Here is a 17,450-nt window from a genome sequence, read left to right on the forward strand (position 1 = left end):
CGGCGGGGGTGTCATGTCGGCAGAGCTGGCGGTGAAAGTTCTGGTGGCGGGCGGATTCGGGGTCGGCAAGACGACGATGGTCGAGGCGATCAGCGAGATCACGCCACTGCGCACCGAGGAACAGCTCACCGAACTGAGCAACTCGGTAGACGACCTGCGCGGCATCGAGGGCAAACGAACCACCACTGTGGCACTGGATTTCGGGCGGATCACCATCAACCCGCGCGTGATCCTGTATCTGTTCGGCACTCCCGGCCAAGACCGTTTCTGGTTTCTGTGGCCGGAGCTCTCCCGCGGTGCGCTCGGCGCGGTGGTGCTGGTCGACACCCGGAGGCTGGCCGACAGTTTCGCCGCGGTGGACTATTTCGAGTCGAGAAGGATCCCGTTCGTTGTCGCGGTCAACTGCTTCGACGGTGCGGATCGATACTCGCCCACCGAGATCAGTGCCGCACTGGGGGTCCCCACGCATGTCCCGGTCTTGTTGTGTGACGCGCGGGAGCGTGAGTCGTGCAAAGAGGTGCTGGTCTGCCTTTTCGAGTACATCACGACTGGTTCCCCCGCGGTTCGGCCGCGATTGCGCTGATGGTGGTGGCTCCCCACTGGCGGGAAGAGTGCGCCGGTGAGGTCGATCGCGGCGGCCTACGGTTGCCGCCAAGGATGGATCGGTGGAAGGAGTCCGAGTGTCGGCAGCCGAGGATGCGTTCGACGCCGGGGTGCAGAGTCTCGGGTTGATTCCCGGTGGTGTCCGCAATCCCGAGCATGCGGGCGCCGCGTTCCGGGCGGCGACAGATCTGGATCCGGACATGTGTGATGCCTGGCTCGGGCGGGCGATGTGCGGCGAGGTCAGCACAGAGGTCATCTACGGCGCCTATCGCTCCGTGCACAATCTCTACCGGGACCAGCAACGAGCAGGCCTGCCGGACCGCGCGCTCTGGTGTCAGTTCGAGATCGGGATCTTCGGGCTGCGGGTGGCGATGGCTGACCGCGAGCAGATAGCCATCGCTCAGGCATGTTCGTACGCCGCCAGCGGGGAATGGCAGGAGGCCGCGGACATCCTCGACGAAGTCAGAGCCGACGACGTCGCCGAATTCGTACGAATGTCACTGTTCTACCGCACACAGCGCTGGACGGACGTGCTCGACGCCAGAAGCGCGAACCCGGGCCTGGCGGACGGGCTACTCGACATCGCCGCCGAACTGATGGCCGCGACCGCGCTGGCGCACCTCGGCCGATTCGGCGAGGCCCGGCCCCGAGCGCAGCACATCGTCGAAGACAGCGCGACGGGCAGCCAGTCCTTCCTCTGGGCCGACGCGCACTACCTGCTCGGAATGCTGATGCGCCACAACGGCGAGTCCGAGGCGGCGGACAACGTTCTGAAAGGCCTGCAAGGTTCGGCGCTCTGGCCGGAACGCCCCGAATGGCATCGAGCACTGCGGGACCAAGATTTTCGCCTCGCGGTGACCTCGTCGGCGGTGATCGGATCACGGACGAACCCGTGGGACCCCGCCTCCGGCGATGATCCCGTCGAAGGGGCAGCCGCGGCGGCGAAGGCAGACCGGGACGCATTGCTGGCCGAGGCGTCCGAACTGCTGCAGGCGCAGATCGGGATGCAGTCGGTCAAGGAGCAGGTCGACCGATTGAAGTCCGGCGTGCTGATGGACCAGGTGCGCGCCACCCGTGGCCTCGCAGTGGACTCCCGCTCCCAGCACCTGATCTTCTCCGGGCCGCCGGGAACCGGCAAGACGACCATCGCCCGCGTCATCGCGAAGATCTTCGCCGGTCTCGGCGTCGTCGAGAACGCCGATGTCATCGAAGTCTCGCGTAATGACATGGTCGGTACCCACCTGGGCCACACCGCGCCGAAGACCAACGCCCTGATCGATTCCGCGCTGGGCGGGGTGCTGTTCATCGACGAGGCCTACACGCTGATCCAGGAGGGGCTATCCGGTGGCGACGCGTTCGGCAAGGAGGCCGTCGACACCCTCCTGGCCAGGATGGAGAACGACCGCGACAAACTGGTCGTCATCATCGCCGGCTACGAGGACCAGATCGACAGGTTCCTCGCTTCCAATGACGGTCTCGCCTCACGGTTCACCAAGCGGATCAGGTTCGCCAGCTACGACGCGAGCGAACTGGTGCAGATCGCGGATCACATCGCCGAGCGGAAGGACTCGATTCTCTCGGAATCGGCGCGCGCGGCGCTCGAGGTTCGTTGCGCGGAACTGGCGGGCACGAGCGTGAACGGACGTCGCCGGATCGATCTGGCGGGCAATGGCAGGTTCATCCGCAACGTGCTCGAAGCCGCGGAGGCCGAACGGGACTACCGCTTCACCCGCCTCGCCGTCGATGTCGCGTCGATGACAGACGAGGAATTGATGACGATCGACGGAGACGACATCACCACGGCGCTGGACGCCCTCGCCCCCGTCGTCCGAGGCTGACAACGTCGGCGTCGGACCGGTTCACTAGGAGGCATTGCGGTGGCGCGCTTTCGGGTGGTGACCAAGCACCAGGTGTCGGGGTGGCGTTTCCTGTTCAGGCGAATCGAGCACGCCCTGGTCCGCCGCGACCCGTCGATGATCGACGACCCGCAGCGTGGCAGGTCGACAGCGCTCACGGTCGGAGTGGCGATCGTGTGCATCGTCATCGCCGGAGCCGCGGTGATGGCGTTCCTCAAGCCGGCGAAGAAGGCCGGCGATTCGAAGATATTGGCGGACAAGGAAACCGGCGCGCTGTATGTGCGCATCGGCCCGCGGCTCCACCCCGCGCTGAACCTGACCTCCGCGCGGCTCATCATCGGCAGCCCCGACAAACCGGCGCAGGTGACCCGCGACGAACTCGCGAAGTTTCCCCGCGGCGGTTGGGTGGGGATACCCGGTGCACCCGGTGCGATCGTCGATACCGCGGAACAGGATTCTTCCTGGACGGTGTGCGATGCGGCGAGCGGCGGAGCGGCCGCGCCGGTCGATCCGCGGACGGGCCTCCCGACCGTGGCGTTGTCGGCCGTTCGGACCACCGTCATCGGTGGCGCCCTGACCATCGATGGAGCAGACATCCGCCGCCAGGCCGAGGGTGAGGCTCGGTTGATGCGCGACGACCGCACCACCTGGCTGGTGTACACCGACGGTGATCGGGGCGCCGTTCGCGCGGAGATAGATCTGTCTGACACCGCGGTCGTCCTCTCGCTCGGCATCGATTCGGCCGCACCGGTCCTGGCCGTATCGCGGGGACTGATCAATGCGCTCCCCGAGGCTCCGCCGCTGCGGGCGCCTGCTATCCCTGGGGCGGGGGAGATCGTGACGTTGTCCTCGGGATTGACGACCAAGGTCGGAGCGGTGGTGGCCACCTCGGTTCCCGGGCAGGAGATCGCACAGTTCATCGTCACCCGTAGTGGCCTGATCCGGGCATCCACGGTCGTCGCTTCGATGGTGCGCAACGCGGAACAGGACGGGGCCGCGACAACGGCTACGGTCAGTCCGGCGGTCGTCGCCACGAATCTGCGGCCGGGGTCCTTGCCTGGCACCGACTCGTTTCCTTCGCGACCCGTCCACATCGCCGAGCCGGGCCCGGCGGAAGTGACCTGTATGCACTGGTCACGATCGAGCGGAGACCCGCGGGCCGCCACCGAACTCCTGACCGGTACCCGGCTGCCGCTGACCGTCCAGGAACGCCAGCGCACCGTGGACCTGGTCACGTCCGGGGCGTCGGAAGGGACCACGGCGACCGCCGCCTACCTCCCCCGAGACACCGGACGTTTCGTTCAGGTGACCGGCGTCGACCAGGACTCGCCCCTGCGGACCTCACTCTTCTGGATCTCCGACAGCGGTGTCAGGTACGGCGTCGTCGCCGAGCTCGGCAGGTCCTCACCCGACCCGACCCTGACCGCCCTCGCGCTTCGCGAACCCGTACTCGCACCCTGGAATGTGATCTCGCTGTTCGCGGTTGGGCCATCGCTGTCGCAGGACGACGCGAAGATCGCGCACGACGGGATCCCCGCAGACAAGGCAGGAGTCGGGTTCGGGGGTGGTCAGCCGTGACGGTGACCCGCCGATTCGTGCGTCCGCCCAGGATGGAGCGAGGACCCAAGGCTCCCGCGGTGACCGAGTTGCGCCTGCAACCACCGACCGAGCTGCCCAAACCGGTACCTCCGTCCCGGCTCAAGATGATCATGCCCGTCGTGATGGTCGCCGCCATGGGCGGCATGATGGTCATGATGTTCCGCAGCGGCGGCGGCATGTCGCCGATGTCGCTGTTCTTTCCGCTGATGATGCTGGTGTCGATGTTCGGCATGATGGGTGGCGCGTTCAGCGGGAACAGCAACGGCGGTGCCGCCGGGCTGAACGAGGAACGCAAGGACTACCTGCGCAGTATCGCCGACAACCGAAACACCGTGCGGACAGCGGAGACCGAGCTGCACGACTATCTCCGCTACACCCACCCCGGCCCCAGCGAGATCGGCAGGCTCGTCGGCGGCAAACGCATGTGGGAGGTGCAGGTCGCCGGACCGAACTTCCTGCGGGTGCGCGTGGGCCGTGGCCGGATCGCGAACCAGGTGAGGGTCATCGTCCCGGAAGCAGCGCCGACTTCTGACCTGGATCCCGTCGGCGTCGTGGAACTGGCCAGATTCGCCAAGGCGTATTCGACCGTCGGCGGAATGCCGGTCGCGATCAATCTGCTCTCGACACCGCAAGTTGGGATCGACGGCGACGAGGCCGCGGTCGCGGGCCTCGTGCGCGCCATGATCGCGGAGATCGCAGTGCTGCACGGACCAGACCAAGTCGCGGTCGCCGCCGTCCTCGGCGAACCCGACGCCCCGGAGTGGAGTTGGCTGAAGTGGTTGCCCCACACCCAGCATCCGAGTGACACCGACGCGGTCGGGTCGAGCAGGATGGTGTACCGCACCGTGGGAGAACTACGGTCCAAAGCATTGGCCGCGCTCAATCGTGGTCCGTTCTCGGCGAATTCGCAGCCGAGTATGGATCGCGCGCACTACGTCCTCATCGTCGGACCGGGCGGGTCGGTCGGCGCGCGGGACATCTCGGGCATCGACGGGTGCACCTGGTTGCGTCTGGGTCCGGCCGGGCAGGGCATGCCGCGCGCGCTCCGCTTCAGCGTGGACCAGGACCGCGGACTCGACGAACTCACGGCCAGAGGTTCCCGCAGGGTCGGGGTCGCGGACCACATGTCGGTCGCGGCGATAGTCGCCGTGGCACGCTCGCTCGCCCCGTACCGGCTCTCGACGGTCGTCGAGGCCGTCGCCGCCGAACAAGCGACCGGCGGGACGACCTGGGAAAGCCTGGTCGGGATAGACGATCCGGGCGACATCGTGGTCGCCCGGCACTGGCCACCCCGGCGAGACAGTGATCGGGCCAGGCTGAGTATTCCGTTCGGCCACGATCCGGCCGGCGGACCGGTGTTCCTCGACATCAAGGAACCCGCAGAGGAGGGCATGGGCCCGCACGGCATGTGCGTCGGCGCCACTGGGTCCGGCAAGTCGGAATTTTTACGCACCCTTGTTCTTTCGGCCGTCGCCACTCATCCGCCCGACCTGCTGAACCTGCTGCTCGTCGACTTCAAAGGCGGGGCGACCTTCCTGGGGTTCGACCGGCTTTCCCATGTGACCGCCGTCGTCACCAACATGGAGGAGGAGGCTGATCTGGTCACCCGCATGGAGGATGTCATCAACGGCGAGATGGCACGCCGCCAGCGGATCCTGCGCGACGCGGGCAACTTCGCGAACGTCGCGGACTACGAGCGGGCCCGCGAACAGGGGGCGGCACTGGCACCCCTGCCGACGTTGCTGATCATCCTCGACGAGTTCGCCGAACTCCTCGAACAGCACCCGAGTTTCAGCAAGCTGTTCGTGGCGATCGGTCGCCTCGGCCGTTCGTTGCGGATTCATCTGCTGCTGTCCTCGCAGAAGGTTCCGGCGAGCCGGATGGGGGAGCTCGAGGCACATCTGTCCTATCGGATCGCCCTGCGTACCAACCAGACCAGTGATTCGCGCGACGCCATAGGTACCGCCGATGCCTATCACCTGCCGAAGAAGCCGGGAGTCGGCTACCTCCGTGTGGGCGCCGGCGATCTGCAACGCTTTCAAGCGGCGTATGTGGGGGAGCCGTATCGGCCACCGGTGTTCGCCACCGCGGGCTCGACGCGGACACGACGACAGTCCGGTTCCTACCGCGCTCCGCAGCGTTTCACGACTGAGCGGGTGCGCGATGTCAGGCCCGTGCCCGAGGCCGCGCCGACACCCGTGGCCCCAGACGCGGACGATTCCGTTGACACGGTCCCGGTGATGGAAACTGTGCTGCAGCAACTGGCCGGACACGGTACGCCCGCCCACAAAATGTGGCTGCCGCCCCTGAACGTCTCGCCCAGCCTCGACCAATTCGCGTCAGCGGCGACACCAGGATCGCTGCGGCTGCCGGTCGCGCTGGTCGACACACCACGCCAGCAGCGCCAGGACGTGTGGTCGATCGATGTCTCCGGTGCAGGTGGGCACGTCGCCGTTGTGGGTGGTCCGCAATCCGGAAAGTCGACCGCGCTGCAGACGATGGTGCTGTCCGCTGCTCTCACCCACACGCCGGACCAGGTCCAGTTCTATTGCCTCGACTTTTCGGGGGGGCTGAGCGGGCTACGGTCACTCGCTCACGTCGGCTCGGTGGCCTCGGCGCGCGACGTGGATCGCCTGCGCCGCACGTTCGCTCTGCTCACCGGCTTGCTGGCGAGGCGGCAGGCATTGTTCGCTGAGCTGGGTATCGACTCGATGCGGGAGTTCCGGCGAAGGCGTGCTGTCCCCAGAGATGCGGCAGAGCTCGTGGCGCACGGCGACGAGCATGGGGACGTGTTCGTTGTGGTCGACGGCTGGGACATCGGGTTCAGTGTGACCGGCCCCTACTACGACGAGTACATGCCAGTGATGGAATCCATTGCGGTGCAAGGGCTCAACTATGGCATTCACCTCGTGTTGAGCAGTTCCCGGTGGGTGGCGGTGCGCCCGGCGATCAAGGACATGGTGCAGAGCAGAATGGAGATGCGGCTCGGCGATCTGTCCGATACGACCTTCAGCGCCCATCGCCATGTCGTTGCCGCCGTCCCGAGTGATCGACCGGGCCGATGCATTTCCGGTGAGGGGCTGCACATGCTGGTGGCGTTGCCGCGAGTGGACGGCAGCGGCGCCAGCGAAACTGCCGCCGAAGGACTCGCCGCGGCCATCACACAGATCAACGCATCCTGCGCAGGTCGGCGGGCACCCGAGGTCAGGTTGCTGCCGACCCGGATCACCCTGGACCAGCTGCGCGCTGGTCGGCCGACACCGACGACGCTGGCCGAGCGACTTCGAGTGCCCTTCGGGGTCCGCGAATCCGACCTCGGACCCGCGGTGGTCGACTTCGGCGTCACCACGCACCTGATCGTGCTCGGCTCCTCGGGTTGCGGGAAGTCGACGGTGCTCGCGGCATTGCTGGCGTCGATCCGGGCGCAGTTCACTCCAGAGGAGGCCCGGGTGCTGCTCGTCGACTATCGGCGCCGGCACATGGACGCCATTGCACCGGAACAGTCGATCGGATATCTGACCAGCGAACGAGATGTGCTCGAGGGGATTCCAGGGTTCGTCGGCAAGCTGCAGAGCCGACGGGCGCCCGACGATGTGACCGCCCGACAGCTCAAAGACCGGTCATGGTGGAACGGACCGGAGATATTTGTCGTCATCGACGACTACCACATGGTGGCTCAGCGCGGTGCCCCGAACCCACTCGATGCGCTCAAAGGAGTGATCGTCGACGGCCGCGACACCGGTCTGCATGTCATCATCGCGCGCAACATCGCGCAAGCGGATGGCGCGATGTACGACTCGGTGCTCGGGCAGATCAAGAATCTCAACTCGTCAGGTCTGATCATGGATGGTACGAAAATGGACGGGATCCTGGTCGGCGATGTAAAAGCCACGAAACAGCCAGTTGGACGCGGGATTCTGGTGGAGCCCCTGCTCTCCCGGCAGGACCTCGTGCAATCCGCGTGGATACCGGCGGACTGACTTTTGCGACCGTCATCCGATTTCGTTCCCACCATTGGGAATGAAATAGCCTCAGTCGTATCACGACCGATGCGGGGATGTCCCGCTACCAGAGGAGTTTCCATGATGCTCGATGTCACTCCCGAACAACTGCCCGTCATCGGTGCGCAATTGGGTACCACGCATGCTGGACTCAGCGCCACGGCCGGTTCGGCCAACGGTGCCGTCGTCCCCAATCTCGCCGCAATGAACTCCGCGGACCCGATTCAGACCTTTTGCTCGACCATTCTCACTGCCTACAACTCCACATTCTTCGCCGGCACCACTGACGGCATCGGACAGCTGATGCTGGGTGCGCAGGCCCTTGCTCCCGCGAGCGCGGCGTTCGTGGCGACTGATGTGCAATCCGGGGTCACCGTGGCCAGCGTGGGCCGCAACCGGGCGATCTAGGCCGCGGAGCATCGGACAGAAGGCCCAGGGCAATGTCTGGCATCCCTTTCGATTTCGGAGCGGTACCGCCGGAGGTCAACTCAGCTCGGCTCACCCTTGGGCCGGGACCGGCACCGACGATGGCGATCTCGGCGGCCTACGCAGCGGTCGCCGAGGCGCTGGCCGCTGCGGCAGTCGGTTCCGACGGCTCCATGAGTGCGATGGCGCCCGCGTGGCAAGGATTTTCGGGCGAAAGGGCGCAGGGAGCATTCCGCAACCACGCGCGCTGGCTGCGCGAGCAGTCCGTCGTCGCAGCCAAAGCGGCGTCCGGTACAGCCGCAGTGGCGGCGGCGTGCGCGGCGGCATTTGCCACGATGCCGCCACTCCCGGTCATTCTCGCCAACCGGGCGACATCGGTGACGCTGGCGGCAACGAACATCGCGGCACAGAACACACCGGCTCTCGCGGCGAACGAGGCGGCCTACCTCGCACTGTGGGCCGCAGCGGCGACGACGATGTATCGGTACGCCGGTGCGGCCATCAGCGCCACAGGCACGCTGACTCCGCCGATCCCAGCGCCGAGAATCATGTCGGGGGCGCTGGGCGCGGGCCCTGCAGAGGGGACGGCCCCGGTGAGCCCTTCAGTGGCACCCAGCGCTCCGCCACCAGCAGGGGTCGACGCGGCGACAGCGCCGATGAGTAACGCACTCGCATCCGGAACAGACCCCAGCGCGGCAGCGGATGCGGTCGGCGCCGCACACGAGGTCGCACCGTCGACCGTGTCGGAAGCGCAGAGCGGACTGGCGGATGTCGAACGAGCGATGCAAAGCATGTCGGATTCACTGCCTGGGACCGCGGAAGGTGAGTCGGCGATGCCGACAGAGCACGGCTTTTATGGAACCTCGCCGTACTCACCCACGCTTGGAGCCCTCAACGCCGGGCTGGGGTTCGGAGCATTGGGCCTCGGCGCAATAGGTTTGACAACTGGAGGGCTACGGGCGATGCCCGGCGCGACAACCGGCTTCCGAATGCCTGGAACTTGGAGTCCCGCACAGGCGGCCGCCTCGAGCGTGGTACCGACGGGACCAGCCACCGTGCCGGCCGCCACCGCGCCCCAGCGCGGAGTTGTCGCACCGCGCGCGCAGATGAGACGTCGTCGTGATCGCGAAGATGAAGCCGCGTCGAAGGTGTACGCGCCGGACCACCTCGGTGAGGTTCCGGATCTCGAGCCTGCGCCGGTTGTCGGAGTCATCGAGTACGACGAAACAGCTGACCGGGAAGACGCAGCCTGAGTATTCGGCTCGCGCCCATCAACACCATCGATGTCCCGCATCGGGGATCGATCGAAGTCATGGAGGAAGGAACCATCATGAGTATCACATTCACCGGCGATCCGCAGGCGATGCAGGGCTGCGCCAACAGCACGGCGTCATGCCTGAGCGAGCTCGAAGGCCACCTGAGGGGGATCATCGGGGTACAGGGCGGCTTGCAGACGGCTGTTGTGAGCCAGGGGACCGGGGCTGCCATCAATACGAAGCTCGGTGATGCCCACCGCGCGGGGACGACTCTCGGCGGAACGCTGCAGGAGATCATCACGGCGCTGGGCGATTTCGGCGTCAAAGCCGATACCCAAGACCTCGAGGGAGGTGCACGCATCAACTCGGTGGCAGGCGCCGACGGGCAATTCGACGGGGGATCTGCTGCGGGTGTGTCGACTAGCAAGGTCGACACCACCTCGTGGTGACCCAGCACGCCCACAACCCCAGTGAAATCACTCGAAAGGAGTACAAGACATGAGGTATGACTACGGCGAGGTCGACACCCAGACCATGCAGCTGCAGAGCATCGTGCGCGGAATGGAAACGAACCTCCAGAACATCAATACGCTGAAGCGGCAGCTTCTCGCGGACTTCGCGGGCGCCGGCGCCGATGGATATACCGAGATCACGGCCAAGCTGGATGCCAATATGGCACAGTACAACGCCACCCTCCAGCAGCTGAAGGCCGCGATCTCCACCACCGCCGGCACCGACGGCTTGATGCGCGACACCGACGTCAACCAGGGAAATCGGTTCTTGAGCATCGGCTGAACTCTGAAGGTCTCGTGCCCAGGGAGATGGCGATCCGCCTCGTCTCGACCCCTGAGCGGGGCGGAGGCATGAATGACGACTGAACCGGTGGCGGTGGACCTCACCGTCGATGCCGCTCTGGTGTTGAAGGATCTGGCCGGAATCGACTCCTACCCAACGGTTCTGGCCTTGATGCCCAACATCTACCGCATCGACGACAGAGCGAGGGTGCGCGCGGCCGTCCGGCCGGCGCTCGCGGAAGCGGGCATCGCCGACGGCGACCGCGTGCACCCGGTCATCGTGCGGTGGCTCGAGTGCCTGCACCGGCCGGATATCGAAATGGTCGTGCGAGTGCTGGACACCGGGCTCGGTGCGACTCCCGCGGGAATGCTCCGGATGTCGTTGGTTCGCAGTGAAACCCACCACGTGCTGGCGGCCCGCTGTGACGACGCGGTCGTCATCCAGTCGGTGTTCCAGCCGGAGCCGGGCATCGACGGCATCGTCGAAGCGCTCAACGCGTCCTTGGGGCCGGCACCGGTGCTCCGGTTCGACCCCGTGCGAATGCCGCTCGCGGAATTGGCCACAGTCCCTTCGGATCCGGCCTCGCGGCGAGAGGCGCTGCTTTCCGCCGGCGCTGTCCCGCACACCGCGGGTGTGTTGAGTCGGGTGCTCGACGAGGTCGTGCGGCGGGCGGAGATATTGATCGTCGAACACCATGATGGAGGCTCGGTCGAAACCGAGGTGTGCCTCAGCGTGCTGGACACGCTGTCCGGCCGGATGGTGGTCACACCGCGGGCCGCGATGGACGGCGAGATCTGGTCCACGTACTCACCCGGGGACCCGGCTGCCCTGCGTGCCGGAATCTCCGCATTGATCGAACTGCTGCCTGGTCGCAGTTGGTTCGCAACGAGCCGGGCGGAGTGAACGCCAGGCCGTCTCGTCGAGAGGTGACAGAGGATGGATCACACGAGTGCCGAAAGCGACAACGCCGCATCCACGCGTTCGCGCGGCGGCTACGACGCGTTCTTCGAGGCGTCCACAGCTGACACGGGAAGCCCCGTCACGGCACCTACGCCGGCTCCCACGGTCGCTGTGGAGCACCGGGCGGTCGGCGAGGAGAACAGATCGAGCACTCACCGACCGCATCACGCCGCGCCGTCCGTCGCAGCCGACAACACCGGGAACGGTGTTGTGACCGTGGCTCCGCCCACGGTCACAACGGGAGCAACCGCCGACGGTCACGGCTCAGGGGCCCGCAATCCATCACAGACCCACCACGCCGCACCGGTAGGCGCGCACGCGGCCGTTCCCTCCGCGCAGGTGGGCACCTGGGCTCACGAACCACCTCGGTCCCACGGCGAACCGGTGGCCCGCGCGATCGAACGACGGCAGATTCCACAGACGGCAGAGCGATCGCCCGACGTCTCCGTTCCCCGGATCGAGGTCTTGCCTGCGGCGCTTTCTTCGGCCGACCTGCTCGCCGAGATCGGAGCGACGAAACGGGCACAGCTGCAGGCGCGAAGCGGCGTTCGCGGGGCGCTCAACAAGGTTGGATTCCACTTCGGGCTGTCGCCGGCCGAACAGCGAACAGAGGAGCGGCTCAGCCGGATTCGTCGTCAGCTCACCTCTGCCTACCAGATCGCGGTGGTGAGCGTGAAAGGAGGCGTCGGTCGCACGACGACCGCGACGACGTTGGGCTCGACCTTCGCGGACCTGCGTCCCGATCGCGTGGTGGCGGTCGACGCGAACCCTGACTTCGGCGACATGGCGACCCGCGCGCGGCGCCACCCCTACGGACTGACGCTGCGCGACCTCGCGGCGGCCTCCGAGGCCGAGGCGTTTTCCTCGGTGCTCAGCTACATGGCGATCAACTCCGCCGACCTCGCCGTGCTCGCCTCACCCTGGACGACGGAGGCGACGTCGGCCCTGTCCGGGGCGGAATACACCGCGGCCGCGACGATCCTGCGACGGCATTTCAATTTGCTCATCGTCGACTGCGGCACCGGAGTGCTCGACAGTGCCGCCCATGCCGTGCTCCATTCGAGCGACGCGGTGGTGGTCGTCACGCCCGCGACCGTCGGTGGGGTCACCGGAGCGGTCGCGACCCTGAATTGGATGGCGACACACGGGTTTCAGCATCTGGTCGCCAAGTCGATCGTCGGGATCGTGCACCTGCAGCCGGCGAAACCGACTGTCGATGTCGCGGCGATCGAGGATTTGTTCACCACCGCGCAGCGCCCCACCTGTGTGCTGCCCTTCGACGCGCACCTCGCGGAGGGTGGTGAGATCGACCTGCGTCTACTCGAGAAGGAAACGGCCCTGGCCTTCGAAGAACTCGCTGCGATGCTCGCGGACGATTTCGGCGGGCCCGGGGTCGTCGACCGGACCGCAGCGGCGGGAGGATGGCGATGACCTCCGGACTCACCAACTCCACGGTGGCGCCCGGGGCTGACGTCGCCACTGTGCGCATCGCCGTCCTCGTGTCCACCTTCCAGGTCGATGTCGTGGTACCGACGAAGTTCACCATCGAGACGTTCATCGACGACCTCCTCGTGGTGCTCGCTGCCGCGATCGAAGACCAGGACATCGACCTGCGTCCGCCACGGGGCCAGTGGAGCTTGGCTCGACCCGGGAGCGGACCGATCCCACGATGGAACACTCTGGGTGACCACGATATCGTCGACGGCACGGTGCTGATGCTGACGGTCGCCGAGTCGTCGGAGACCTTCACGCCGGTGGTCGAGGACATCACAGACGCACTTGCGCTGATCAACGAACGTGAGTTCGCCGAATTCGATTCCCACACCGCGTCAGTCGTCGGCCTTGCTCTGCTGGGCACGGCTGCGTCGACGGTGGCGGCCATGTCGATCATGTGGTGGACCGAGGCCGAGTCGCCGTGGTGGTGTGGAATTCCGAGTCTCGTGCTCGGTATCGGGTGTCTGATCGCAGGGGTCGTCGGGCGGAGGTTTCAGGTTTCCGGCCGCACGAGTCTGGCGCTAGGGCTGTCCTGTGTCCCGCTGCTCTTCGCGGGCGCCGCACTCCTGGTCCCCGCCGCGGACCAATCACCGAAGTTCGCGGCGGCGCAGGTCGCGGCGGGTGCTCTGGTGGCTGCGGTCGGTGCCGTCACCTTCCTTCGTTCCACCGGGCTCGGGACCGGGTCGATGATCGCGGTCGGGGTCGTCGGAGCGTTGACCGCGGTGACCGCATTGCCGCTGATGTATTTCGACGTGACGGTGCGCCAAGCCTCCGGCTTCCTGTTGTTCGCCGGTCTCTTGTTGCTGACCGGTGCTCCTCGGATCGCGGTGGTGATCGCCAGGATCCGGCCGCCGGACCTGCCCGACCCCGGCAACGACGTCTCCTCAGCCACCCTGACCGACATCTTCGATGCAGAGGCGGCCGCGGCCGGTGATTCGGCACATGACCAACCCGACCGAAACACAGCGCGCGGCATCGAAAACAAAGCGAGAGTGGCGGTGGCCAGTCTGCGCGGGCTTATCGTCGCCGCATGCGCGGTGCTCGTGGCCGGCGCCGTGCTGACCAACAGCGTGAGCCCCGGTGGAATCCGCGAGATCGTCGTCGCCACGGCGACCGCAGGCATCCTGGCCATGCGGTCGCGGTGGTTCCCCGACCGGGTACAGGCCACCTCGCTTGTGCTGTCCGCCGCCGTGATCGCGGTCGGGGTCGGGTTCGTCTTGCTCTCGGCCTACCGGAGCCCGATGGCGGACGTGGCAATCATGGCCGCGATCGCCGCGGCGGGATGCGCAGGGTGGGCCGGCTGCAGCAGACTGCCCGACCGTCGGCTGTCGCCGGTGACCCGTCGCGTGATCGACCTCATCGAGTACCTGTTGATCCTGTCGGTGCCGGTCATCGCCTTCTGGATCATGGACGTTTACACCGCGATGCGGGAGATCTGATGCGAATCGGCGTTTTCGTGGCGGTGATATTGATTCTGGCGACGGGACTGCTCGCCACCGCGCCGGCCGCCGCAGTGGATCCGCCCGAGGTGGTCGTCGGCGTGGTGCCGGCCGACCTGCCCCCGGGGCCGGAGACACCGATGAAGCAGGACAAGGGATGTCTGGCCGCGGGAGTGCTCCCGCACTCCGACATGACCAGGACCCCGCCCGCTGACCTGGCGCTCGGGCTCGGTCGGGCACGGGAACTGAGCCGGGGAGCTGGAGTCAAGGTCGCGGTGATCGACACGGGTGTGGAGCCGAACCGGCGGCTGCCCAACGTTGTCGGCGGCGGCGACTTCGTGACGGCCGGTGGCGACGGACTCTCCGACTGCGACGCACACGGCACCCTCATCGCGGGAATCATCGCTGCGGCTCCCGATCCGCAAGACCCCTTCGTCGGAGTGGCGCCGGATGCGGAGATCATCTCGATCAGGCTTCGTTCGGGCGCCTTCTCCGCCGAGCGTCCGCCACGCGACCCCGCCGAGCAGACCGCCATCGAAATCCGTACGCTGGCCAGAGCGATCACCCATGCCGCGAATCTCGGTGCCGGAGTGATCGTGGTGTCGATCCCGATCTGCCTGCCCGCCGGCCAGCAGCCCGACCAATCCGCGGTAGCCGACGCGCTCGGATACGCGGTCCATGTCCGCGGCTCACTCGTCGTAGCCGGAGCCGGACAGGCGGGCAGCGGGTGCGAGCAAAACCCGGACATCGACCCGGCCGCGCCGCGCGATCCCCGGAATTGGCGTGCTGTGCGCACCATCTCGACTCCGGGCTGGTATCACTCGGCGGTATTGACAGTCGGGTACACGGGCGCGACGGGGTCCCCCGCTGACAACTCCCTTCGGGGTCCTTGGGTTTCGGTGGCCGCGCCCGGCGTAGGTATCGAATCGCTCGGTCCGGGCGACTCCGGCCTGGTGAACGGTGTCGGCGCGCCCGGAAACCTCGTACCGGTCGGTGGGGCCTCGTTTGCCGCGGCATACGTGGCCGGGGTCGCCGCGCTGCTTCGTTCGCGATTCCCGCACGAGACGTCGGGCCAGATCATCGCCCGACTGCGGCTGACAGCGCACGCGTCGGCACGGGGTGTCGACAACGCGGTCGGTGCCGGTCTGATCGATCCCCTCGGGGCCCTTGCCTACCGTTCACCACCCGAGCCCGCGGCTGGCACCTACCAGGCGTCGAGATTCGTCATGCCCGCTGCGCCGAAGCGTCGAGACCCGCTACCGGGAGTCGTTGCCTCCGTGGTGATGGGGGTCGCGGTCCTCCTCGGCGCGGCGGGCATCGGTGCACGCGCGATGGTGAGGACGCGGCGGTGATCCATCCGAGGATTCGGATCGCCACGACCGAGCGGGTGCCGTTCGCGCTGCTCGTGATCGTCGGCAGCGTGGTCGTTGTCGCGTTGCTCGGCCGGATGCCGTTGTGGGGGATAGTGGCCGCTGCCGTGGTCGCGACTGTCGCGGTGACGGTGCAGGTGGGACGTCGCACCGGTGTTCGGTGGCTGATCGACCGGATCGCCTACCGGTGCGGGCGGACACACAGAGCGCGCGAACTGGCCGCGGCGGCCTCGATCGAGGACGTGGAGGTCGCCGCAGGTGTGTGTGGGGTGCGCGAGGACGGCACCGTGCTGGTCTCGATGGTCCAGCTTTCCCCGAACCTCGATCTCCCCACGGTGGTATCGAGCGGAGGCCTCTACACCGAAGACGCCGTTTCGTTGTCCACTCTGCGACCGCTGCTCGACCATTTCGGGATCGGTGTCGACGTCGACATCGTCGCGACGGGGCGGCGGGTACGTCCGGCGGGCACGTACAGCATGCTCTACGACCAGCTGATCGGATCCACCCCCGCCGTCGGAGAACGCTTGACCTGGTTGGTGATACGGCTCGACACGGCGCGCAATCTCGCGGCGCTGAAGCGGCGAGGTCCCGTCGCCGAGGCGGGCCCGCGGGCATTGGCCTCGGCAGCGCACCGGATCGCGCGCAGGCTGCGTGAGGCGGGGATCACTGCCCATCCGTTGCCGGCCACAGCGTTGCGTGAGGCCATCAGACACCTCCACGCGGGCGTCGAGCTGGACGATCTGCAGGAGACCTGGCACACCATCGAGTCCTCGGTCGCTGGTCGGACAATGACCAGTTTTCTGATCGACTGGGATCGTTTCACCGACGGTGACCTCGATGAATGCTGGTCGATGAGTCCTGGCCGAACAACCTTGGTTGTCAGCCTGTCCGGCGCGAGCGATCGAACCCATGCTCTCGTCCGGTTCGTCGGACCCGCGATCGGCAAGGCGCAGCCGGACTTCCTGCGCGCACTGACCGGCCGCCAGTTCGAGGCCCTGCTGGCCTCACTGCCGACAGCGACCTCTGTGGCGAAACTCGCCGACGGCGAGCCGGCGAACGGTGGCGTCGCGCGCGGTGCGCCTGTGGATCTCACGGTGGCCATCGGCCCGACCGGGCAGATCCTCGGCGCGATCAACGGTCAGCCGCAGCACAGCCTCGCCATGGTCCTGTTCGACCCCGCGCACTTCAACACGCGGCACCGCTCGATCGATGTCAGGGCCGCGCTACCCATCGCTCAGCAGATCGTGCTCCGGGCCATGGTGGTCGGTGCGGATGTCGAGGTGCACACCTCCCGACCGGACAGCTGGCGGCGACTGATCGACGCGGTGGCCGACGCACGTTCGATTCGCCTGGTCGACGACGGGCAGATCGGCACGACATCCGGGTCGGAGGTCCGCTGCGCCCCGACCATCGCGGTGTTCGACCAAATGGCACCGACAACCGTTGACGCGCCCACCACGGTGACGATCGAGGAGCCCGGAGGGGCTCGTCGCCGAACGGCGGACATCACCATCGATCAGGTGAGCGCGACCGCCGTGGATGTCGCGATTCCGATGCGGACGGTCCGCGTGGATCTCATCGAGCCACGGGGAGAAACACGGTACCTGGAATCGAGCAACGGGCAGGCGCACTGATATTCGGTGGCTCGCCG

General features: G+C 67.0%; 13 protein-coding genes. All 13 read left to right on the forward strand.

Annotated elements, in window-relative coordinates:
* Window positions 1-13: 13 nt before the first annotated feature.
* Window positions 14-583, forward strand: coding sequence for a GTP-binding protein (locus DFR69_RS33300; protein WP_244198587.1), 570 nt, complete (start codon window positions 14-16; stop codon window positions 581-583).
* Window positions 584-680: 97 nt separating this feature from the next.
* Window positions 681-2,441 (forward strand): type VII secretion AAA-ATPase EccA, encoded by a 1,761-nt coding sequence (gene eccA / locus DFR69_RS33305; protein WP_110041679.1) that lies wholly within the window; start codon window positions 681-683, stop codon window positions 2,439-2,441.
* A 39-nt stretch (window positions 2,442-2,480) separates the two neighbouring features.
* Window positions 2,481-4,037 (forward strand): type VII secretion protein EccB, encoded by a 1,557-nt coding sequence (gene eccB / locus DFR69_RS33310; RefSeq protein ID WP_110041680.1) that lies wholly within the window; start codon window positions 2,481-2,483, stop codon window positions 4,035-4,037.
* A 59-nt stretch (window positions 4,038-4,096) separates the two neighbouring features.
* Window positions 4,097-8,038 (forward strand): type VII secretion protein EccCa, encoded by a 3,942-nt coding sequence (gene eccCa, locus DFR69_RS33315; RefSeq protein ID WP_244198588.1) that lies wholly within the window; start codon window positions 4,097-4,099, stop codon window positions 8,036-8,038.
* 102 nt (window positions 8,039-8,140) lie between these two features.
* Window positions 8,141-8,467, forward strand: coding sequence for a hypothetical protein (locus DFR69_RS33320; protein WP_110041682.1), 327 nt, complete (start codon window positions 8,141-8,143; stop codon window positions 8,465-8,467).
* A 32-nt stretch (window positions 8,468-8,499) separates the two neighbouring features.
* Entirely contained in the window at window positions 8,500-9,738 is a 1,239-nt protein-coding gene (locus tag DFR69_RS33325; RefSeq protein ID WP_110041683.1) for a PPE domain-containing protein, read from the forward strand.
* 77 nt (window positions 9,739-9,815) lie between these two features.
* The gene (locus DFR69_RS33330) at window positions 9,816-10,190 is read left to right on the forward strand and encodes a hypothetical protein (protein WP_146229494.1); all 375 of its coding nucleotides are present in this window, start codon (window positions 9,816-9,818) and stop codon (window positions 10,188-10,190) included.
* Between the two features lie 49 nt (window positions 10,191-10,239).
* Window positions 10,240-10,536, forward strand: a complete 297-nt coding sequence (locus DFR69_RS33335) for a WXG100 family type VII secretion target (protein ID WP_110041685.1) — start codon at window positions 10,240-10,242, stop codon at window positions 10,534-10,536.
* 87 nt (window positions 10,537-10,623) lie between these two features.
* Complete coding sequence (locus DFR69_RS33340; RefSeq protein WP_244198590.1) at window positions 10,624-11,439, forward strand: ESX secretion-associated protein EspG; 816 nt, start codon at window positions 10,624-10,626, stop codon at window positions 11,437-11,439.
* Window positions 11,440-11,880: 441 nt separating this feature from the next.
* A complete protein-coding gene (locus DFR69_RS33345; protein ID WP_244198591.1) occupies window positions 11,881-12,927 on the forward strand; it encodes a MinD/ParA family ATP-binding protein in 1,047 nt (348 codons plus the stop codon).
* Window positions 12,924-14,429, forward strand: coding sequence for a type VII secretion integral membrane protein EccD (gene eccD / locus DFR69_RS33350; RefSeq protein ID WP_244198592.1), 1,506 nt, complete (start codon window positions 12,924-12,926; stop codon window positions 14,427-14,429). The genes DFR69_RS33345 and eccD overlap by 4 nt, the downstream gene beginning before the upstream one ends.
* Window positions 14,429-15,781 carry a type VII secretion-associated serine protease mycosin gene (gene mycP / locus DFR69_RS33355; RefSeq protein WP_110041689.1) on the forward strand — a complete coding sequence of 451 codons (1,353 nt, stop codon included), beginning with the start codon at window positions 14,429-14,431 and terminating at the stop codon, window positions 15,779-15,781. The genes eccD and mycP overlap by 1 nt, the downstream gene beginning before the upstream one ends.
* Entirely contained in the window at window positions 15,778-17,433 is a 1,656-nt protein-coding gene (eccE, locus tag DFR69_RS33360) for a type VII secretion protein EccE (RefSeq protein WP_110041690.1), read from the forward strand. Before mycP ends, eccE begins: the two co-directional genes overlap by 4 nt.
* The last annotated feature ends 17 nt before the right edge of the window (window positions 17,434-17,450 follow it).

Source organism: Nocardia neocaledoniensis, from assembly GCF_003182135.1.
In the GTDB taxonomy this organism is placed as follows: Bacteria; Actinomycetota; Actinomycetes; order Mycobacteriales; family Mycobacteriaceae; genus Nocardia; species Nocardia neocaledoniensis.

Bases quoted from the DNA above. Each gene is read 5' to 3' on its own strand.
- DFR69_RS33300 (WP_244198587.1), top strand. From the start codon at position 14: ATGTCGGCAGAGCTGGCGGTGAAAGTTCTGGTGGCGGGCGGATTCGGG.
- DFR69_RS33320 (WP_110041682.1), top strand. From the start codon at position 8,141: ATGATGCTCGATGTCACTCCCGAACAACTGCCCGTCATCGGTGCGCAA.
- DFR69_RS33325 (WP_110041683.1), top strand. From the start codon at position 8,500: ATGTCTGGCATCCCTTTCGATTTCGGAGCGGTACCGCCGGAGGTCAAC.
- DFR69_RS33330 (WP_146229494.1), top strand. From the start codon at position 9,816: ATGAGTATCACATTCACCGGCGATCCGCAGGCGATGCAGGGCTGCGCC.
- DFR69_RS33335 (WP_110041685.1), top strand. From the start codon at position 10,240: ATGAGGTATGACTACGGCGAGGTCGACACCCAGACCATGCAGCTGCAG.
- eccD (WP_244198592.1), top strand. From the start codon at position 12,924: ATGACCTCCGGACTCACCAACTCCACGGTGGCGCCCGGGGCTGACGTC.
- mycP (WP_110041689.1), top strand. From the start codon at position 14,429: ATGCGAATCGGCGTTTTCGTGGCGGTGATATTGATTCTGGCGACGGGA.